We start from the raw sequence: 19,883 nt of genomic DNA, 5'->3' as shown, positions 1-19,883 counted from the left end.
CCGCTGGGCGCAGACGTGGCGGCGTCGTGGTCGCCGAGGCATGGCCGGATTCAGCGGACCTTGATCTCGGTCCACATCCGCGACAGTGAACGGCGCGTTTTCGGGTCGAAATCACGCAACATTTCGAGTCGCAAGAGCTCGTCCGGCGGCGGGAAGATACCAGGATTGCCGGCAATCTCGGGAAGAATGAACGGCGTCGCTGCCGCGTTCGGGTTGCCGGCGCCGATCAGGTTGGAAACATCGGCGGCGTTGGCGCCTTCGAGCATGAAATCGATAAACTGGTGCGCGAGGTCGGGGCGGCCGCCGGATTTGTGCAGGACCAAGCTGTCGACCGCCAGCACCGCACCTTCCTTCGGCATCCGGAAGTCGATGGTGAATGGGCGCTTCGCTTCCAGCGCGTCCTGCTGGGCCCGATACATGTCGCTCGAGTAGCCGTGCGCGACCCAGATGTTGCCGATCGCCAGATCCTTGATGTAGGTGCTGTTGGAAAAAGTCGCCCAGTACGGCTTGGCGCGCAGGATCAGGCGCTTGGCTTCATCCCAGCGAGCCGGATCACTCTCCTGAACCGAGTAGCCGAGGTATTTCATCGCCGCGGCCATCAGTTCACGCTGGCTGTTGAGGACCGTCACCTTGCCTTTCAGTTTCTCCAGGTAACGCGGCTCGAAGATCAGCGCCCAACTATCGGTCGGCAGGCCAAGTTCGGCCAGCCGGCTGGCGTTGTAACCGAGCAGTGTCACCGTGGTCGCATAGGGCACCGCGTAGTGCATGCCGGGATCGTACCAGGGGTTGCGAAACTCGGCCTTGACGTTCTGCAGATTGGGCAGTTTGCTCTTGTCGAGCGGACGCAGCGCGTTCTTGCGGAGCAGCGTTTCGACGGCGTTACCCGTGGGAACGATCAGATCGTAACCGATCGCACCGGCCTCGAGCTTGGCCAGCATTTCCTCGTTGTCGGAGTAGAAGTCCTGTTTCAGCCGACAGCGACATTGCGCCTCGAACCGATGCACGGTGTCGTCCGAGAGGTAGGTATTCCAGATGTAGAGATAGAGAACGTCTTCAGCATGCGCCAGCATCGCGAGGACGGCGAGCAGCACTGCAACGACGCTGGCGCGCAGCGCTTTCATGCCCTGCCCTGCAGCGTGTCAGGTGCAAGTTTCGACGCCAGCGCGATCAAGGTCAGCGTCAGCGCCATCAGCAGCGTAGACACGGCGTTGACTTCGGGACTCACGGCCACCTTGATCATCGAGTAGATCTGCAGCGGCAGCGTCGTGACGCCAACGCCGGCGACAAAGACAGTGATCACGAAGTCGTCGATCGAGAGCGTGAAGCTCATCAGAAAACCGGCCAGGATGCCCGGCAGGATCAAGGGCAGGGTGACGCGCCGGAAAGTCTGCCACGGGCTGGCGCCGAGATCCCGGGCGGCTTCGAAAATGCTCTCGTCCATCCCGGCCAGACGAACACGGACGATGATCGCGACGAAGCCGATCGAGAAAGTGATATGCGCGATCAGGATCGAGATCAGCCCGAGCGTCAGGTCGAGCACCTGCCGGAAGAATAGCAGGAGCGAGACCCCGAGCAGAATCTCGGGCATCGCCACCGGCGTCAGCACCAGAAAAGGCAGACCGCGCAGAACACCCGCTCGCCAGCGCTGCATGGCAATACCGGCCATGGTACCGAGCACGGTCGCCACGCTGGCCGCAGTGATGGCGATGAACAGCGAGTTGGCTGCGGCATTCAGCATCTCGGTATCGTCGAAGAGCGTGCCATACCAGCGGGTCGTGAAACCGACCCACTCGGCATTGAGCAGCGAATCGTTGAAAGAGAAGATCACCACCACCGCCAGCGGCAGGTAAAGAAAGGCGTAGACGGCCAGGGCCGCAGCCCAAAGCCAGAGCGACTGGCGAGGACGCGCCATCAGGCACTCCCCCGGCGTGGCCGCCCGGCCCAGGCCGACAGTCCCGCCAGCGCCAGCACCGCGGCGGTCAGCAGCAGCGACAAGGTCGAGCCGAGAGGCCAGTCGCGGTTGTCGAGGAACTGTTCCTTGATCAGGTTGCCGACCAGCAGGTCGCGCGTGCCGCCGAGCAACTCGGGAATGGCGAACATGCCGAGGACCGGAATGAAGACCAGTGCCGAGCCCGCCCAGATACCGGGTAGCGAGAGCGGCAGGGTGATTCGCCAGAAGCGCGTCCAGGTGCCGGCACCGAGATCCTGGGCCGCTTCGAGCAGTGCCGGGTCGTGCTGCTCCAGGTTGTTGTACAGTGGCAGAACCATGAATGGCAGGTGTACATAGACCATTCCGGCGATTACTGCGAAAGGCGTATAGAGTAGATTGGCCGGGCCAAGAAGAATGATCCAGGCGTAAATACGGATCAGGAAGTTGCTGGCCAGAGGCAGGATCACCAGCAGCACCAGCAGATCGCGATGACGCCTGTCGCTGCGGGCGATCAGCAAGGCCAGCGGATAGGCCATCAGCAGGCTGATCAGGGTGGTGGTCACGGCGACCAGGAAGGAACGGCCGAAGATCTCGGCATAGATCCAGTCGCCGAAGAAGAACTGGTAGGTTTCCAGTGACAGGGTCAACTGGCCATTCTGTAGAGCCGGTACCAGTCCACCGAAGTCACCCGGCTGCTGGAACGAGGCACCGACCATCAGCAAGGCCGGGGCAAGGAAAAAAACCACCAGAAACAGGGTTGGCGGCAGGCTGACCAGCCATTTGGTCAACGACTCTCCTCGGCCGACCGGGCGGCTGGCTGTTTCAGTCACGCAGGTAGACCCCTGCATCACGTTGCCAGCCGACTGCGACCGGGGCGCCGCGTTCGAGGAACCTGGCGCGTCCGGGAACCGCGTTGGTGAGCATCGCCTCGAGCACCACCCCATTTTCCAGAGCAATCTTGTAAACGGTGACGTCGCCGAGGTAAAGGTGGTCGCGCACGCGGCCATGGAAGTGGTTGTCCAGCTCGGTCAGGTCCCCGGCGGTGACGATGCGCAGTTGTTCCGGACGGACGGCAAAGGCCCCATGCTCGCCGGTGCTGGGCCCGACTACCGGCGTGCCGATAATCTCTCCGAGTCCAGCGGCGAACAGGCGCAGTCCATCTTGACCGGCCGCTCGCACTTCGACCGGCAGCAGGTTGATGGTCCCGATGAAATCAGCAACAAAGCGGTTGCGCGGATAGCCATAGATCTGCTCGGGAGCACCGACCTGTTCGATCCGCCCATTATTCATGACTGCGATGCGGTGCGACACCGCCAGCGCCTCCTGCTGCGAATGGGTGACGAAGACGAAGGTGATGCCGACCTCGCGCTGCAACGCGATCAGCTCCCCTGTGATCTGCTCGCGCAGTTTGGCGTCGAGTGCCGCCAGCGGTTCGTCGAGCAACAGCAGGCGCGGCTTGTTGATCAGCGCACGCGCCAGAGCGACGCGCTGCCTTTGTCCGCCGGACAATTCGCGGGGAAACTGGCGAGCCTTGTTGGCCAGGTGCACCAGTTCCAGCGCCTCCTTGAGACGGCTACTGATCTCGTTCTGAGACTTGCCCGCCATCTGCAAGGGAAAAGCGACGTTCTGCGCCACGGTCATGTGCGGAAACAGCGCATAGCTCTGGAAAACCGTGTGCACCGGTCTTTTCTCGGGCGGAATGCCGGCCAGCCGTTGCGCGTCGAGCAGCAACTCGCCGGTGTCCGGCTGATCGAATCCGGCGATCAGGCGCAGCAAGGTGGTCTTGCCACAGCCCGAGGGACCAACCAGGGTAAAGAACTCGCCGGCCTCGATCGACAGGGAAACGTCGTCGACGGCCTGGAGTTCGCCAAAACGGCGGCTGACATTGCGGATCTCGAGTAGCGCCATGGTCTGCGTAGTTTAGCTCAGAAGATCCTGATCAGTAAAACCCTTGTTTTACCCGTACAATCACCGGTGACGCTGCTGGGCTGCTGGGCTGCTGGGCTGCTTGGCGCTTGACTTAGGAAGACCCTGTATTACTGCTGGAGATGCGCATGAAAGCCATGCTTCTGGACGCCCAAGGCCAGCCGTTGCGGCTGGCCGAGGTGCCTCGGCCGAAACCCGAGGCTGATCAGGTTCTGCTCGAAGTACGGGCCTGCGGAGTCTGCCGCACTGATCTGCACGTCATGGACGGCGATCTGCAGCACCCCAGGCTGCCGCTCGTCCTCGGCCATGAAATCGTCGGTGTCGTCGTCGAGAAAGGCGCCAGAGTGGAACGTTTTGCGCTTGGCCAACGCCTTGGCGTACCCTGGCTGGGGCATACCTGTGGCCATTGCCGCTACTGCGCAAGCGCTTCCGAAAACCTTTGCGATGCGGCCGAGTTCACCGGCTACACGCTGAATGGCGGTTACGCCGAGTTCGCGCTGGCCGATCAGCGCTACTGCTTTTCACTGCCGAACGAATACCCGGACGCCGAAGCAGCACCGCTGCTCTGTGCTGGACTGATCGGTTATCGCTCACTGATCGCTGCCGGCGATGCGCGGCGTCTGGGCATCTACGGTTTCGGCGCGGCCGCGCACATCATTGCGCAAGTGGCTCGCTGGCAGGGCCGCGAAATATTCGCCTTCACCAAGCCCGGCGATACCGATGGCCAGCAATTCGCGCGCCAGTTGGGGGCCGCCTGGGCCGGCGATGCCGGCAGCGCGCCGCCGCAGGAAATGGACGCCGCGATTCTCTTTGCGCCGGTCGGAGAGCTGGTTCCGCAGGCGCTTCGTCACACGGTCAAGGGCGGAACGGTGGTTTGCGCAGGCATCCACATGAGCAACATTCCCGAGTTCCCTTACGCCATTCTCTGGGGAGAGCGCTGCGTGCGCTCGGTGGCCAATCTGACCCGACGCGACGGCGAAGAGTTCTTTGCCATCGCGCCCAAGGCCGGCGTCCGCACCGAAGTGACACGATTTCCCCTGGAATCGGCCAATGATGCGCTGCAGCAATTGCGGGCGGGCCAGATTCGCGGTGCTGCAGTTCTCGTCACCGGCTAACGGTCATGACCTTTTCCAGGCACCCCGATCATAGTCATGACCGTTTCCCTCTCCCCCGACCCCTCTCCAGCGAGTGGAGAGGGGAGATTCGTGAGTCGCTGACGCGACTTTCACATGAACATCACCAGGATCTGGCGGCGATCTCGACTCGTCAGAAGTTGTAAAGGATCTCGGTATACACGCGGTCCTTGGCGTCGTAGCGACCGAAATACCCTTCAGGTGACCCCTTGAAGATATCGACACCCACCGCCAGGCCCCAGTTCTTTTCGAAATTCCAGTTCACCCGGGGGCGCAGCATCCAGTCGGTTCGGTTCAGGCTGGCGATCCACAGCGCCTGTGCCTCGACCTTGTCGCTGAACTTGTGGTTGAGCAACAGGCTATAACCATATTCCTTGCCCAAGGGAATGATATCCGGATCATGGTTGAAGAAATGGTTCTGGAAGATCTGCATGTTGATCCGGGTATCGGCGAACTGGTTGAAGTCCAGGCCAAGCACCCAGAGCAGCGTGTTCTGCGGCACCACCCCGTTAACATCGGTCGCATTGGTGACCTCATAGTTGCGACCGCGCGTATACACCATCTCGCCCTTCAGGACCAGCGAACCGAAATCCTTGCCCAGCGTGCCGCCCAACTGATTGATGCGATCATGCCTGGCCTGATAAATCACGGTCGGCAGTGGATCGGTAACGATTGCCCGGTAGAAGGTCGGCGCGACGCTCATGCTGCTGTAGGCAAAGCCAGCCACATCCCAGCCATCGCGCAGCATCGACAGCCGCAGACCATAGTTGGTATTGTCCAGACTGCGCGCCGGAATTTTTTCGTTGCGGAACATGCTGGCGACACCCGGAGGTGGCGGCGGCGTGTAGGCGAAAAACTCGGAGCCCGGCTTGCCGATGTTATCGTAGCTGGCGACCGGGATCCAGACCAGCTCGGCGTGGAAATCGTTCTTGAAATACTCGGCCCTGGCCGCCCATTGTGGGATACGCAGGATATCGAAGGTCGGCAGGATGAACTGCCGCATGTCCTTGGCGGAGACGACGTCGCCGAACAGCAGCCCGACCATTTCACCCCAGACGATCTGCTGCCGGCCGAGGCGGAAGTCCCAATCCCCGGCGCCAACATCAAGATAGTTTTCGCGCAGCAGGACATTGAAGCGTTGATTATCCGCCACCGCCTGCGGATAGAAATCGGTGAAGGTATAGGTCGCGTCATAGTCGACACGCGCGCCCAGTTTCCATTTGACATGGTTGCCGAGATCGCCCTGCGTGCTCAGATCGACGCGGGTCATCATTTCCGACCAGTGTCGTGGCTTGGGCCAGTCATAGGCCATCACGTTCTGGATGAACCCCTTGAAAGCCGCTGCACGTGCCGACGATTGCTCGTCAATGGCTGCGGCCTGCGGAGGCGAAGGCCGATCATCGCCGAACAAGGATTCCCGACTGGCAGGCTGCTGGTCTGCAGCCGCCTCGGGCTCGTTGTCGCCAAACAGGCTATCCCTGCTCGTCGGCAAGGCGTCGGCCGACTTGGCGGCGAGCAGAACGCGCGTTGACCTGCTCGCCCAGCGGTCGGACACGTCGACCTCGGAGCGGCCGGCGCTGCCCGTGGGGTCACTCGCCACGGCCATCGGCGAACTCAGCAGAGCCGCGACGGCGAGGCCAACGCAATGCCGGCTAATTCTTCTGATCTGCATCGCGGTCTTCATCGTCATCTTCCATGGAGGTATTCAACAGGTCGGCAGATTGGCTGAACCATTCATCGTTGTCATTGTTGAGAGGGCTCTCGGGCTTGCGAGCGGGCAAGAAAATCCACTTCCCGCCGGAAGGACGCTTGCCGAGCGTGATGACTTCGCCATCCTCGATGCGGATCTGACGGCGAGCATTGTTGATCACCCGATCATCGTGGGTCGAGAATATGAAAGCCGTGCCCTGCGAGCGATTGATTTCTTTCATCAGGAAAAGGATTTCCTTGCTGGTCTGACGATCGAGATTCGCCGTCGGTTCGTCCGCCAGCACAATCGCCGGATGGATTGCCAACGCTCTGGCAATCGCCACCCGCTGGCGCTGACCACCACTCAACTGATTCGGGCGATTCGCCGCGTATTTCGACAAACCGACGACATCCAGGAAATATGCGACGCGTTTCCGACGCTCGGTGCTCGAAAGATCCTTGCGGTGCAGCAGAGGATATTCGACATTCTCGGCGGCTGACAACACCGGCAACAGATTGAAGGTCTGAAAGATGAAACCGATCTTGCGCGCCCGAAGATCGGCCAACTGATCAGGCGTCCGCCCACTCACATCCTCACCATGGATGTAGATCTTGCCGCGGCTCGGCGTGTCGATACAACCGATCAGGTTCAACAGGGTGGTCTTGCCACTGCCCGAAGGACCTGCAATCGCGAGGAAGACACCAGGCTCGATACTCAAATGAATGTCCTTCAGGGCTTGGACTTTCTGTTCGCCAAGTAGATAATCCTTGTATACATGTTCTATGCGGACAATGGGTTCGAGCATGCTCATCGGTGGCACTTCCTGCCAACCGCGTCGACGGTCAGCACAATGGGTTGAATACTATGGAAATCATGATCATCCGCCATCTTGGTGTCAACACTGCCTTGGCACTCCTGTTTGCCATTGTCCTGGCCTGTGCTGTGCCGGCCCGGGCGGCGGAGTCCGTTTCGCAAACCGCGGGCGACGATGCCGAGGCCCGGCAGATCGTTGAAAAGGCCGACCAGGTTCGCTTCCCTGCGGATGGTTTTCAGGTGGACGTCAGCATCACGACGACCGGCAGCGGGCAGGATGCCGAGGTGCGCAAGTACCGCGTGCTTTCCAAGGGCAACACCAACAGTGTCGTGATGGTCACCGAACCGGCTTCCGAACGTGGCCAGATCCTGCTGATGAAAGGTCGTGACCTGTGGGTTTTCATGCCCGACGTTTCGCAGCCGATTCGGCTCTCCCTCTCGCAACGGCTGACCGGCCAGGTCGCCAACGGCGATCTGGCGCGCGCCAACTTTGCTGCCGACTACAACCCCAGGCTGCTACGGAGTGAAAAAATCGGCAACGAAGAATATCACGTCCTCGAACTGATCGGCGTCGACCGCGGCGTCACCTACCAGCGGGTACTCTACTGGGTCCGGACCAAGGACTTCTGGCCTTTCAGAGCGGAGTTCTATTCACTCTCCAACCGCCTGCTGAAGACCTGCAAATACGAGAACTTCAAGACCATGGAGGGAAAAAAGCGGCCGACGCGACTGGTCATGGAAGACGCCCTGCGTGGTGGCGAACAGTCCGTCCTCGAGTATGGGGGCATGAAGTTGCGGGATCTGCCGGACAAGGTGTTCACCAAGGACTATCTCAAGAAGCTCGATTAGCGATCCCCTGCCGTCATCGCGATGTATAGTTTGCCGGAACCGATACGCCAGGCCATGGAGTCGGGACGCGCGCCATCGCCGCCGCAGATACTGCTGCGACTCCTGCAGATGGTGGACGATGACGGCACGACCATGGCCGAACTCGCCAGGCTGGTCGAGCAGGATCCCGGCTTGTGCACCCGGATTCTGACTGCTGCCAACTCATCCGCTCTCCGACGAGGCAATCCCCTGCGCAGTATCGAGAGTTGCCTGCTGGCGCTCGGCACCCGCCTGGTTCGTTCGATCGCGACCTGCCTGTCGGTTCAGAGCCTGTTTGACGAAAGGACAGCCACGCGGGCGGTCGACCTGTCGGCGTTCTGGACCCACTCGCTGCTGGTTGCCGAGTTGTCCCGCAGCCTGGCGGCAGCAACCGGTTATCAGCGACCCGACGAGGCCTATCTGGCTGGACTGCTGCATGATGTCGGAGAACTCATTCTGCTTTCGGCTCTGGGCGAACCCTATCTGCAAATCCTCGCCGCGTGTCCCGACGAAAGTGCGCTGTCGGCAATGGAAACGGAACAGCTCGGCGTTCACCATGGCGAGATCGGCAGCTGGCTCGCAGATCAGTGGCATCTTGATTCACTGCTTGCCGATGGCATTCTTTTCCACCACTTGCCGGCCGAACAGATCGTGACCGGCACGCAGCTGATCCAGGTGGTGTGGCTGGCGCACGCACTGGCCTGCGACGACGAGGTACCCGAGAAATTCGGGAAGCTCGCAGAGCAGATGTTCGGCAATACCGGCGATGGTCTACTGGGTGGAATGCGTGCTGAGGCAGCGCAGAGAATGTGCATGATTGCCGACGCCATCGGCATTACGCCCCAGGACTACCCGGCGTGCAGCAGCGCCGGCGGCCTGCCGCGAGTGCTCGGCATGGGCACCCGCTCCATACCCGATACCCATGGCCAGATCGCCCACATCATCGGCAACAAGGCTCTGATGCAACCTCTGCAGGATGATCTCTTCGCGCTCGATACCGCTGCCGAGGTATTTCTCGGCCTGCGTGAGTCCGCACGCATCCTGTTTGATCTGAATCACCTCGCTTTCCTGCTGTGCGACCCGCCGGATGGCCGGCTGACGGGCATGGGCATCGCCGGACAAGCTGCTGTTTTCAGTCAGGTCAGCATTCTTCCCGAGGCACAGCGAAGCCTGGTGGCAGCAGCGGCACTCAGCAAGCAGATCCGGTCTTCCTACGACCGTGATCCCTTACCCGCAAAGTCCCTGATGGACCTGCAGTTTGCCCGGGCTTTTTCGAGCAACGGCCTGTTGTGCATTCCGATGATCGGGCACGGACGAACGGTCGGGGTCATCGTCGCCGGTCTGAGTGCTGGCCAGTACGCTCGCCTTGGTCGCCGCCTGCCGGGACTGGCCAACTTCGGACGAATTGCCGGCGGCAGTCTGGAAAGTTGGCGCGCAGCCCAGGAAGTCCGCGCACAGACCGAGGACGCGGTCGTGGCGCGCTTCACTCGCCAGTCCAGACGCATCGTGCACGAAGCGGGAAACCCACTGAGCATCATCAAGAGCTACCTCAGGATTCTGGGCGCAAAGCTGCCACAGGCAACCGATGTTCGCCACGAGCTGAACATTCTGACGGAAGAAATCGAACGGGTGGCCAGCATTGTGCAGCGCATGAGCGATACTCCCGAGGCACAGGCCGATGAGCACACGCTTGACCTCGGCAAGCTGCTGCGCGAACTGCTGCTGCTCTATCGCGAGGTGCTTTTCGATTCGCGCGGCATTACCGTCGAAACGGTCCTGCCGGCGCAGACCGTGCGCATCGCTTGTGATCGTGACAGCATCAAACAGATCCTCCTGAATCTGTGGAAAAATGTCTCCGAAGCGCTTTCCAGAGGGCAACGCTGCAAGATCTCGCTGACCGACGGCATTCTGCATCAAGGGCAGCACTTCGCCGAACTGAAGATCGAAGACAACGGGCCTGGCATCAGTGAAGAAGCCATGCGTGTACTGTATCGCCCGGCCGAAGTGCGCAGCGCAGGAAACCGCGGCATCGGGCTGTCGATCGTCGGCGCACTGATACAGCGCCTGGGAATCCTGGTGAGCTGCCGCAGCAAGCCAGGTTTGGGAACCATGATCGCCTTGCTGGTGCCCATACCGGAGCGGACGCCGTCCCTGGGCAGCGGCGAAAGCCAGCCACAGCAGAAGACCATCCCGTCGCCGGACACCGCTCAGGAGCAACCATGAAGGCCATCGCGAATTTTGATTTTTCGCCGCAAAGCCCGGACATCCAGGAGACCCCCTGCAATATCCTGATCGTCGACGACGAGGAGCGGATCCGGGAGGCCTATCGTCACCTGCTGGCTGGCGAGGGACGCATTATCGAGGAATGCGGCAGCGGCAACGAAGCCCTTCGTCGGCTTGACCATCGCGACATCGATGTTCTGATCCTCGATCTCATGCTGCCCGACATCAATGGGCTGGAAATCATGGAATGGATGCTGCACCAGCATGTGCCGACGGCGGTGGTCGTCTTCAGTGGCGACGAGTCAATCGACTCGGCAATCCGTGCCCTGCGCCACGGCGCCTTTGAATTCATTCGCAAGCATGGCGATCCCCAGGAACTCATCGACACCGTAGACCGCGTCCTGCGTCGCCGCCGCGTCGAACGGGAACACGCCCTGATGACGGTTCGCCTGGAGCAATCCGAACGTTTGCATCGCTTTCTGGTGGAACAGTCACCGGACATCATCTATACGCTCGACAAGGATGGTGCCTTCATTTTCGTCAACGGCCGTGTGCAGGCATTGCTCGGTTACACCCGTGAAGAACTCCTGGGCAAGCATTACTCGATGATCGTTTATCCGGACGATCTGGAACATGCCCGCTTTGCCTTCAACGAACGGCGAATCGGTGACCGGGCAAGCACCAACGTCGAAATCCGGCTGCAGACGAAAAACCAGGGGGTGCGCCACTTCGAAAACCGGACCATCGTCGCCATCCTCAGTGCACAGGGCATCTATGCCACCAATGAGGAGCCGGCCAGCCGGCATTTCATGGGCACCTCCGGCGTTGCGCGGGACATCACCGACCGCAAGAAGGCCGAGGAAACGATCGCTTTCCAGGCCTTTCACGACCTGCTAACCGGTCTTCCCAACCGGATCCTGTTCAAGGACCGACTGGGAGTTGCCCTGAAGCAGGCGAAAAGGAAAAACAAGCGAGTGGGTGTGATGTTCATCGACATCGACCGCTTCAAGCTGGTCAATGACACCTATGGCCATCACGAAGGAGACGAGTTGCTCAAGTGTTTTGCCCAGCGCAGCCGTAGTTGCCTGCGCTCGGGAGACACCCTGGCGCGCCAGGGGGGCGATGAATTCACCGTTTTGCTGCCCGATCTGGGTGACGGCGAAGATGCCTCGGTAATCGCAGCCAAGATGCTGGCCGAACTCAGGCAACCCTTCAAGATCGCCGGTGTGGATTTCTTCACCACCGTCAGCATCGGCATCGCGCTCTACCCCGACAACGGCAAAACTCCAGAGATGCTTCTGCGCAACGCGGATATTGCGATGTATCAGATCAAGGGACGCGGCAAGAACGGCTACCTGCATTATGCGCCAGAGATGCACAGCGGCCAAAGCATGCGCCTCACGCTGGAGGGCGATCTGCGGCAGGCACTGGAAAGCGGCGACCAGTTCGAACTCTATTATCAGCCACAGATCAGCTTCAGCCAGCGACGAACGATCGGGATGGAAGCGTTGATCCGCTGGCACCACCCACGGCATGGCCTGATGATGCCGGACACCTTCATTCCCCTGGCCGAAGATACCGGAATGATCGTCGCCCTTGGGGAATGGGTCGTCGACCGGGCACTTTGCCAGCTGGCTTCCTGGCGCAGCAGGGGGTTCACCAGCCTGCAACTGGCGATCAACCTCTCGCCGAAAGAATTGGAACGTGGCGACCTGCCCGAGCGAATCCTGCAGCGTCTCGATGCCTACGCCATTCCGGCGGCGGCGCTCGACATCGAGATTACCGAGAACCTGCTGATGAATGATGCCGAGAAAAACATCAGCATGGTGAAACAACTGCGCAACTGTGGGCTGCGGGTTTCCATCGATGATTTCGGAACCCGCTACTCGTCGCTCAACTATCTGCGCCGTTTCCCGATCCACAGCATCAAGATCGACCAGTCCTTCGTCCGCGACCTGAACCCCGACAAGCACAGTTCGACCTCGATCATTCACGCCATTGCCTGCATCGCCCGCAGCTTCGACTTGCGCATCCTCGCCGAAGGCGTCGAAACCGAAGCCCAGAGGCAAATGCTCAGCGGCCTGGCCTGCGATGAAATGCAGGGTTTCCTGTTCAGCCGGCCGCTCGCCGCCGAAGCGTTCGAGGGCTTCCTGACCGGCGGGTGCTTCCCGGCACTCGACCGAGAGCAGATACTTTAATGTGAAAGTCGTGTCAGCGACTCACCCCTTCCTCCGCAAGCGGCGGAGGGGCCGATACTTTTGCATCCATCCTGGAGAGAAGTCCTACATGCAAGCATCCTACCTTGCGCATGCCGCAGCTTCGCTCGACGATCCGATCATGATCGATTGGGCCCTCCGCCATTACGATGCACTGCCAGCGCATTCGGAACTGCGGGATACCCTAGGAACACTCTGGTTTCATGACCCCACGATCGAATACTGGATCAAGGGGAACGACCTCGATACCCTCAAACTCCTCTTCGTATACCTTCCGAAGGAGCGCTTCGCGGCCTTTGCCCCGATCATTGCCGCACGCTGGAGCGAGTGGCCACCAACGATGGCCCATTCAGGGGCGCACATCCTGGCGCGCATAGCACCGGAACTGGCCGCCGAAACCTTCTCTCGCTACCTGGAAAGCTCCCAGACATGGTCGATTGAGCGAGCAGCCGCCATTCTGAGTTGCCTTGTCAAGCTGCCGCTGAACGCTGCGCTCCGTCTGGCGGAGAGACTCATCCCTCTGGCCTGGAGCAAGGATGAGATGTGCGGTTTGATCCTGCGCGAGGAGGCTTTTGCGGCGGCGCTCATGCTCAAGCAGCTTGAGACTCTGCCACGTCTGCTTGACGAAATATTCTCTGGAACAGAATCCAGGGTACAAGGCGCCGTCAACTCGTTAGCCACTTGCCTCTTCGGCCACGATTCGTATGCCGACCTGTTCTTCTGGCGTCGTAAGGCTTACAGCAGTACATCTTTCCAGCAACTGGCCTGCCTGTTCGCTACCGACACGCCGATTGCCGCGATGGACGAAGTGCTGGAGTCGGCAGATCCTTTGGCGCCTGCTCTGAGCTTGTTGGCAAGCTGTTACGACCGGTCGCCAGAATCGACCTTGGCCTGGAATTTGATTCAGCAAAGCAAAACTTGCCAGAACGGGCAGCACCCCGTGCATCTGGCGGCGCTTGCCCTCGCCGCGGTCGCCGCTTCCGGCGAGCGCAAGAACATCGACACGGCGAGCATGCCGCTTGCCGAAGTGATCGGCCTGCTGGCGCTCGATGTCCACACCAACATCCACTATGCACCACTGCTCGAGCGTTTGAGAAGTTTCCCCAGGGCAGAGACCATTCCCGCGATGACGCGTCAACTCGCGGACAGCATCGACACCTACGGCGGAGTCACGCTGGCCCGGGCGATGGGCGATCTCGCGTGGCCGGAATTCACCGAGGCGCTGCTGGCCTGCATGCTGGATGACCATGGCGATTTCGTCTGCGTAGCAGCCCAGAAGGCCTTGATCGCCATCGGCGAAAGTGCACGCGACGCCTTGATCGCACAATGGGAAACCCTCGATACCTCACAACAAATCTTTGGCGAGTCGGTGATCACCACTGTGGGTGGCCAGCCAGTCACCGAGTTCGCCTTGCACCATTCAGACGCGCTGCTCCGCGAAAATCTCGAGTTCTGGTGCGCGCTCGCGCTGGCCGCGCCGGATCAACGCCTACTCGCACTTCTTCGCCACGAATTGCCCCACGATGAGTCGTTGATCAACGAAACCTATTATCGTCTATGCCGCCTGCTGGACGCGAGTTGCCCGGAGCTCGACGAGCTGCGCGCAAAAATCATGCAGCGGCGAAGCCGGCAACAGGAGCGCAAGGCAATTTTCGACAGTGGAACTTTTCCGGAACCGAGCCACAGCTTGTCTCTATCTTTGCGCTGCCCTGCCTGTGGCACGGTTCGCAGCTATGATGTCAAGGGCGTCGTGATCGGAGACACCGACAAGGATCAAATGCTGGTTGCCGACGAGATTGCCTGCCTCGGCTGTGGCGCGTTTCCGGAGTTCGAGTTCGAACCCGAAGCGAAAATGGCACTGATCGCTGAAATCTTTCTGGCCCAGGCTGCTACTCGCTCCGGCAAGAACAATGCCCCGCAACGGCTGATCCTTGACCGAGTGCAACTACCGGATGGCTCAAGGAAAACATTTCCGAGTTACTACGTGAGCCTGCAGGAAAAGGTGCGGCGAAATCCGGAAGACTGGCGCTCATGGTTTCTCCTGGGCAAACTCCTGCGGCGCATCAATCGCCCCAATGCCGCCCTGCCGTGTCTGAGAAAGGCGCACAGCATCAACCCGCTTTCCCTCGACACGATCATCGACCTGGCAGAATTGCTGCTCAACTCCGGACACCTGAACGATGCCTTCGACCTGCTCGATGGAGCCCAGAAAGACAGCCGCCGCTGGCAAACGATGTCCGAACGGCCCATCGAAAGGCGCGGCGAATTCGCGCTGCTTTTCAGGCATGTGCGACAACTATTGGGAATTGCGGAGACTGCCGCCGCCGTGACCGGCGCGCCCGGATTCGTCGACAAGGCGCCCAGGACCGGCCGAAACGAACCCTGTCCATGCGGTAGCGGCAAGAAATTCAAGAAATGCTGCATGAGCTGATGGTTAGCGAACTGGCGTGCCCTGGTCGGGCGCGAGTTCGGTCGCAGCCGCGGCAGAGAGCGATGCGCCGGCGAGGTAATGACTGTTGCGCAACAGGAAACGTTTTTCGACCAGGTGCCACATGGCCAGGGCACCAATGCCCGTCAGCAGAATCAGGGTCGCCAGGAAACGCCCAGGGTGATCACGAAACCAGCCGCTGTGCACCAGCAGCTGAATCACCGGAAAATGGATGATGTAGACGCCATACGAGAAATCACCGTACTTTGCGAAGTTCCCGACGTACAGGAACAACGCGAAGAAAACGACCACCGTGGCGATCGCCAGGGGTTCAAGGAAGGGCAAGGGAAAAATCGTATTGACTGCAAGCACCAGGGTTGCGGCAAGCAAAGACCAGATGCGGCGGCGTTCGAACTGCGGCAGGAAGTAATAGAAGAAAGCCCCCGCCATGAAATACGAGAGCTGCCCCGGCAATTGGCGAGCCAATTCCAGGTAGATTCCGGAACCGGTGCGCTCTGCCATCCCTGCCAGCAAGCCGACATAGGCAAGCGACAGACAATAGATCAATACGAGTACGGGCAGACGAGAAAATCGCCGGAAAAGGAAGACGAAGAAAGGCACCATCAGGTAGAACATCAGCTCGATCTTGAGCGTCCACAGAGCGCCGTTAATCGCTGCCATGGGGTTGGATTCGAAAACGCCAGGCAATGTGGGCTGCAGGAAATTCAGGAAAACGAGGTTGGCAAGAACGTACTTGCCCCAGGCCAGAGAGAAAATTCCACCGACCCCTTGCGAACCGACCGCCGGCAGACCGACTGCGCAGAGCAGGACAACGGTGAAATAGGCCGGGTAGATTCGCCGCATGCGCTTGCGCGCGTAAGATGCCAGCGACGAAGAGCGTTCAAAGCTCATGAACACCAGAAAACCGCTGACCACGAAAAACCCCTTCAGCGCCGATGCCGGTGACAAAACATGGCCCAGCCAGGCGAGTTGCGGGTATCCGGAAAGATCGTACGCGTGCACCAGACAGACGGTGGCAGCGAACAACAGCCGCAGCAGGTCGAAGTTGTTCCGGGTCAGTCGCGGGCTGTCGTACGGCAAGGCGTCAGACTCCAATCCGCCAGAAAACGGCGCCGACCATCAACGCAGCGAAGAGTCCCGCCAGCACGTCGAGAGTCCAGTGCGCGCGCAGCACGATCACCAGGAGCATCTGCAGCAGGGCCAGCAACACCCCGAAAAAAGTCAGTGCCGGGATGCCAAGAGTGGCCATCTGGATGGCCCCGAAGACGGCCAGTGCGGTGTGCCCGGAAAAAAAGAAATCGTTGCCAACAGCATAGGTGACGAAGAGCGAGGGAAAACCCGGATCGCGCCAGATGATCCCCGGCGGCGGTGGCAGCGCGACCACCGCCTGACTCAGCTGGCGCAGGACGAACAGACACAGCAAGCCCCAGAACGGATTGAAGCTCGGGCCGAGAACGGCGTAGCCGAGGACGAACAGGGTTACCGCATCGATCCCCAGCGAGCTGGCGATCAAGGCTGCCCTGGCCGCACTCGGATGCTCGTGCAGCCAGGCGTTGCCCTTGGCGGTGAGCCGGTGCAAATGGTCATCAATGCCAGTGCCATCGAGATGGCGGGCGCCGATCAGGCGCTGGGTGAAGAACCAGGCGAGCAGACCGCCGGCGATCGCCAGCAGCCGCAGCGCGATGATTTCCCAGGCAGGCAGGTCGGCGAGCACGCTCAGTTCTCGCCGTTACCGGCAGCCGCGTCGCGCTCCAGCTCGATGCTCCGGGCGGGAATCCCTGCCCAGGTTTCGCCTGCCGGAATGCGGGTGTTGGGGAGGACGAAAGATCCGGCCAGGATCTTGGCCCTTTCACCAACCTCGACGCCGCCCATGACAATGGCGCGCAGGCCGATGGTCGCACCGACACCGAGCCTGACCGGCGCAATCACCAGGTAGCCGCCCTGCGCGTAATGCGCCATGACGCTCGCCGAGCCACCGATGGTCACCCCGTCAGCCATTTCGATCAGTGACGGATCGGCGATGGCGGTCGAATTGATGGTGACATTGCGCCCGATCTTCATTCCCATCAAGCGGTAGTAGAGTTGTGCGAAAGGTGACGGCGTCACGAATTCCAGGAATGAATAGCGAACCACCAGCGTCAGCGTGCAATGTACATACCAGCGCAGCGCGGTCAACGAAACCGCCGAGCCGCGATAGGGCTGCAGCCGCCCGCCGAGCAGGAAATTCAGCAGCGGTGCCACGAGCAGCAGCGTCAGGCCGTAGGCGAAGTAACTGGCCGCCAGCGCCAGACCGGTCAAGGGATAGCGCCAGCCCGCGGAGAAAGTGGCCAGAGTCGGCGTGAAAACCTCGCCAAACAGCCACACCGCAACACCCAGCGAAAGGCCCGCCGCGACAATGGCGAGAGCGATGAATGGCAGGGGACCGATGAGGGCAAGGAGTCTTTGCATGACAGGGTACCGAAATAAATTACCGTGTTTGACAGAGGCGCATGTTCAGTTCATGCACCTCAATGCAACGCTGCCGGAGTGTCGTTCGCTCCGCAGCACTTCTTGTATTTCTTGCCGCTGCCGCAAGGACACGGATCGTTGCGGCCGATCTTCGGCCCACCACGAACTCTTGGTGAGGCCTCCTTCTGCTCGCCAAGGCGAAACTCGCTCCGGACCACTCCTTTAGGCCGGCTGCCACACTTCTCCTTCCAGTAGGCATGAATTTTCACGATTGACGGCACGATTTCGTTCATCCATTTCTCGCCATCGCCAAGCTTCTCGCTCATCGCGATGCCATCGCCGGTGCCCAAACGCAGGAAAGGAGTAAACCAGGCAGGTTGCGCAACGCCCAACAGCTTCCATGCCTCGTCGGCGAACTGAAAGCCGAGGATGAAGCCCTCACACCACTCGGCTGCACCCCATTGGGCACCACGCCGGAAGACAGGTTCGAACGATACCGGATCGTCCAGGAATGCATGGACGACGCCGTTATAGTTCCGTATGACGAGCGACATGATTCGACTGGCGTGCTCCTTATTGTCAAACTGGGCCTTGGCCTTGCCTTCTTTCATGTCCCAAACCCACGGCAGCCATTCCGACGCAAAAACAGCGCGCGGGCCGATGGCGATCGCGGTCAGGAACCCGTCCAGAGTGGAAACGTCCATCGACCTCTCCTCGATGGACTCGTCGGCAAGAAAATCGTCGAGTTCTTCGAGCTCTTCGTCATCGAGCCCTTGATTCAGTTTCATCATCGTTATCTTTCTGCTCTCAGTAGTAGTGGAGGATGTAGCCATACGCATTTTCGAACGCTTCCTCGCGTGCCTGCAACAGAGCTGCGGGAATATCCGACCCATGCTGTATGAAATGCATTCAGGACTGCTCCGCAAATACCCGTTCGAGCGTTTCCGAAAGGAGGGCGGTATTGGCTTTGCGGATGGTGACATGCTTGGCTTTCGGTTCGCCTACCTCTCATCGTTACCTTGCATAAACGATGACAATAAACGTTCCTTCGTCAGTCATTCGGGCTGTTGCCGAGCATGCCGGGTGGAAAGTTTCGGGTTGATCCGGCCGATTCGCGCATGATACAGCGGTGCGCCTTGCTACCCGAGCGCATCGAGCGGGCTGCGAACACCTCGCCCACCCCGCTTGAGCACATGCGTGTAGATCATCGTCGTCGCGACATCCGCATGGCCCAGCAGTTCCTGCACCGTGCGAATATCGTATCCACTTTCCAGCAGATGGGTGGCGAAGGAATGGCGAAGCGTGTGCGGAGTCGCCGGCTTGGCGATCCCCGCTGCCGTCACTGCCTTCTTCATCGCCCGTTGCAGCAGCTTCTCATCGAGATGATGACGCTGCTCCACGCCGCTACGCGGGTCGACCGAGTAACTGCCCGAGGCAAAAACATATTGCCACCCCCAGCTCGTATTCGCCGCGGGGTACTTGCGCTCCAGTGCATCCGGCAAGTAAACGGTCGCTTTGCCCATCCGCAGATCGTCGTCGAAGACTTGCCTTCGTCGCAGCAGGTGAGCGCGTAGATCCGCCACCAACGAATCCGGCAGCATCGTGACACGATCTTTGGCCCCCTTGCCCTCACGAATCAGAATCTCGCCCTGCTCGAAATACAGATCCTTCACGCGCAAGCGGATCACCTCCATCAGGCGCATCCCTGTGCCGTAAAGCAGGCGGGCGAGCAAGCCATGGACCCCGTCCATCCGCTCCAGCACCCGCTGCACTTCGAGACGTGTCAGCACCACCGGCAGGCGCTGCGATTGCTTGGCTCGCACCACATCATCGAGCCACGGAAGCTCGACGCCCAATACCTTGCGGTAAAGGAACAACAGCGCCGACAAGGCCTGGTTTTGCGTCGCCGATGCCACATGCTCGTCGACGGCAAGATGGGTCAGGAACGCCTCCACCTCAGTCGCGCCCATCTCACGGGGATGGCGCTTGTGGTGAAAGAGAATATACCTCTTGACCCAGTGGACATATTGTGCTTCAGTGCGTATGCTGTAGTGGCGCAGGCGGATCTGATCACGCACTTGGTCGAGAAGCTTGGGTTCGGAGGGGGAGTTTCCGGTTTCGGCAGGCGTGTTTTCCGGACCGGAAGGTGTCTCTCTCGGCGGTCCTGGGGTGTTTCCCGGTGTGTTTC

The 19,883-nt window shown here is 60.4% G+C and carries 16 protein-coding genes; 5 read left to right on the top strand and 11 right to left on the bottom strand.

Annotation, left to right across the window (positions count from 1 at the left end; translation table 11 throughout):
* Positions 1–50: 50 nt before the first annotated feature.
* Genes V5B59_RS20485 through V5B59_RS20470 form a run of 4 tightly spaced genes read right to left on the bottom strand, consistent with a single transcriptional unit; the run spans position 51 to position 3,838 of the window.
* Positions 51–1,121, bottom strand: coding sequence for a polyamine ABC transporter substrate-binding protein (locus V5B59_RS20485; protein ID WP_169069066.1), 1,071 nt, complete (start codon positions 1,119–1,121; stop codon positions 51–53).
* On the bottom strand, positions 1,118–1,912 hold the full coding sequence (locus tag V5B59_RS20480) for an ABC transporter permease (protein ID WP_034910344.1): 795 nt from the start codon (positions 1,910–1,912) through the stop codon (positions 1,118–1,120). The genes V5B59_RS20485 and V5B59_RS20480 overlap by 4 nt, the downstream gene beginning before the upstream one ends.
* Entirely contained in the window at positions 1,912–2,778 is an 867-nt protein-coding gene (locus V5B59_RS20475) for an ABC transporter permease (protein ID WP_169069067.1), read from the bottom strand. The genes V5B59_RS20480 and V5B59_RS20475 overlap by 1 nt, the downstream gene beginning before the upstream one ends.
* Positions 2,753–3,838, bottom strand: coding sequence for an ABC transporter ATP-binding protein (locus V5B59_RS20470; protein ID WP_034910347.1), 1,086 nt, complete (start codon positions 3,836–3,838; stop codon positions 2,753–2,755). Before V5B59_RS20470 ends, V5B59_RS20475 begins: the two co-directional genes overlap by 26 nt.
* A gap of 146 nt (positions 3,839–3,984) precedes the next feature.
* Here V5B59_RS20470 and V5B59_RS20465 point away from each other — a divergent pair, with 146 nt between their 5' ends.
* Positions 3,985–4,971 carry a zinc-dependent alcohol dehydrogenase family protein gene (locus V5B59_RS20465; protein ID WP_169069068.1) on the top strand — a complete coding sequence of 329 codons (987 nt, stop codon included), beginning with the start codon at positions 3,985–3,987 and terminating at the stop codon, positions 4,969–4,971.
* 151 nt (positions 4,972–5,122) lie between these two features.
* On the opposite strand, the gene V5B59_RS20460 is transcribed toward V5B59_RS20465, so the two are convergent.
* Complete coding sequence (locus V5B59_RS20460) at positions 5,123–6,661, bottom strand: DUF1302 family protein (protein WP_169069088.1); 1,539 nt, start codon at positions 6,659–6,661, stop codon at positions 5,123–5,125.
* Positions 6,642–7,490 carry an ABC transporter ATP-binding protein gene (locus V5B59_RS20455; RefSeq protein ID WP_372703481.1) on the bottom strand — a complete coding sequence of 283 codons (849 nt, stop codon included), beginning with the start codon at positions 7,488–7,490 and terminating at the stop codon, positions 6,642–6,644. Before V5B59_RS20455 ends, V5B59_RS20460 begins: the two co-directional genes overlap by 20 nt.
* Before the next feature lie 53 nt (positions 7,491–7,543).
* Here V5B59_RS20455 and V5B59_RS20450 point away from each other — a divergent pair, with 53 nt between their 5' ends.
* The 4 genes from V5B59_RS20450 to V5B59_RS20435 all read left to right on the top strand — a co-directional run bounded on the left by V5B59_RS20450 (position 7,544) and on the right by V5B59_RS20435 (position 15,229).
* The gene (locus V5B59_RS20450; protein WP_169069090.1) at positions 7,544–8,341 is read left to right on the top strand and encodes an outer membrane lipoprotein-sorting protein; all 798 of its coding nucleotides are present in this window, start codon (positions 7,544–7,546) and stop codon (positions 8,339–8,341) included.
* Positions 8,342–8,362: 21 nt separating this feature from the next.
* The gene (locus V5B59_RS20445) at positions 8,363–10,582 is read left to right on the top strand and encodes an HDOD domain-containing protein (protein ID WP_169069069.1); all 2,220 of its coding nucleotides are present in this window, start codon (positions 8,363–8,365) and stop codon (positions 10,580–10,582) included.
* Complete coding sequence (locus tag V5B59_RS20440) at positions 10,579–12,780, top strand: EAL domain-containing response regulator (RefSeq protein ID WP_169069070.1); 2,202 nt, start codon at positions 10,579–10,581, stop codon at positions 12,778–12,780. Before V5B59_RS20445 ends, V5B59_RS20440 begins: the two co-directional genes overlap by 4 nt.
* Before the next feature lie 88 nt (positions 12,781–12,868).
* Positions 12,869–15,229: an SEC-C metal-binding domain-containing protein gene (locus V5B59_RS20435; RefSeq protein ID WP_248594619.1), complete on the top strand. Its 2,361-nt coding sequence runs from the start codon at positions 12,869–12,871 to the stop codon at positions 15,227–15,229.
* Between the two features lie 3 nt (positions 15,230–15,232).
* Here the strand turns inward: V5B59_RS20435 and V5B59_RS20430 are convergent, their stop codons facing one another.
* From V5B59_RS20430 to V5B59_RS20410, 5 genes are all read right to left on the bottom strand, one after another.
* The gene (locus tag V5B59_RS20430; RefSeq protein ID WP_248594620.1) at positions 15,233–16,327 is read right to left on the bottom strand and encodes an acyltransferase family protein; all 1,095 of its coding nucleotides are present in this window, start codon (positions 16,325–16,327) and stop codon (positions 15,233–15,235) included.
* A 4-nt stretch (positions 16,328–16,331) separates the two neighbouring features.
* Positions 16,332–16,961 carry a phosphatase PAP2-related protein gene (locus tag V5B59_RS20425; RefSeq protein ID WP_169069072.1) on the bottom strand — a complete coding sequence of 210 codons (630 nt, stop codon included), beginning with the start codon at positions 16,959–16,961 and terminating at the stop codon, positions 16,332–16,334.
* A 2-nt stretch (positions 16,962–16,963) separates the two neighbouring features.
* A complete protein-coding gene (locus V5B59_RS20420; RefSeq protein WP_169069073.1) occupies positions 16,964–17,695 on the bottom strand; it encodes a hypothetical protein in 732 nt (243 codons plus the stop codon).
* Positions 17,696–17,754: 59 nt separating this feature from the next.
* On the bottom strand, positions 17,755–18,486 hold the full coding sequence (locus V5B59_RS20415; RefSeq protein ID WP_248594621.1) for a UPF0149 family protein: 732 nt from the start codon (positions 18,484–18,486) through the stop codon (positions 17,755–17,757).
* A gap of 348 nt (positions 18,487–18,834) precedes the next feature.
* Positions 18,835–19,773 carry an integron integrase gene (locus tag V5B59_RS20410; RefSeq protein ID WP_308240027.1) on the bottom strand — a complete coding sequence of 313 codons (939 nt, stop codon included), beginning with the start codon at positions 19,771–19,773 and terminating at the stop codon, positions 18,835–18,837.
* Positions 19,774–19,883 lie beyond the last annotated feature (110 nt).

Origin of the sequence: Candidatus Accumulibacter contiguus, from assembly GCF_036625285.1 — a bacterium.
Taxonomy (GTDB): Bacteria; Pseudomonadota; Gammaproteobacteria; order Burkholderiales; family Rhodocyclaceae; genus Accumulibacter; species Accumulibacter contiguus.
Note: the sequence above shows the minus strand (reverse complement) of the source record. Positions and strands in the feature narration are given on the sequence as shown.

Coding starts and splice junctions, on each gene's coding strand:
- V5B59_RS20485 (WP_169069066.1), bottom strand. CDS start 1,121: ATGAAAGCGCTGCGCGCCAGCGTCGTTGCAGTGCTGCTCGCCGTCCTC.
- V5B59_RS20480 (WP_034910344.1), bottom strand. CDS start 1,912: ATGGCGCGTCCTCGCCAGTCGCTCTGGCTTTGGGCTGCGGCCCTGGCC.
- V5B59_RS20475 (WP_169069067.1), bottom strand. CDS start 2,778: ATGCAGGGGTCTACCTGCGTGACTGAAACAGCCAGCCGCCCGGTCGGC.
- V5B59_RS20470 (WP_034910347.1), bottom strand. CDS start 3,838: ATGGCGCTACTCGAGATCCGCAATGTCAGCCGCCGTTTTGGCGAACTC.
- V5B59_RS20465 (WP_169069068.1), top strand. CDS start 3,985: ATGAAAGCCATGCTTCTGGACGCCCAAGGCCAGCCGTTGCGGCTGGCC.
- V5B59_RS20460 (WP_169069088.1), bottom strand. CDS start 6,661: ATGCAGATCAGAAGAATTAGCCGGCATTGCGTTGGCCTCGCCGTCGCG.
- V5B59_RS20455 (WP_372703481.1), bottom strand. CDS start 7,490: ATGAGCATGCTCGAACCCATTGTCCGCATAGAACATGTATACAAGGAT.
- V5B59_RS20450 (WP_169069090.1), top strand. CDS start 7,544: ATGGAAATCATGATCATCCGCCATCTTGGTGTCAACACTGCCTTGGCA.
- V5B59_RS20445 (WP_169069069.1), top strand. CDS start 8,363: ATGTATAGTTTGCCGGAACCGATACGCCAGGCCATGGAGTCGGGACGC.
- V5B59_RS20440 (WP_169069070.1), top strand. CDS start 10,579: ATGAAGGCCATCGCGAATTTTGATTTTTCGCCGCAAAGCCCGGACATC.
- V5B59_RS20435 (WP_248594619.1), top strand. CDS start 12,869: ATGCAAGCATCCTACCTTGCGCATGCCGCAGCTTCGCTCGACGATCCG.
- V5B59_RS20420 (WP_169069073.1), bottom strand. CDS start 17,695: ATGCAAAGACTCCTTGCCCTCATCGGTCCCCTGCCATTCATCGCTCTC.
- V5B59_RS20415 (WP_248594621.1), bottom strand. CDS start 18,486: ATGATGAAACTGAATCAAGGGCTCGATGACGAAGAGCTCGAAGAACTC.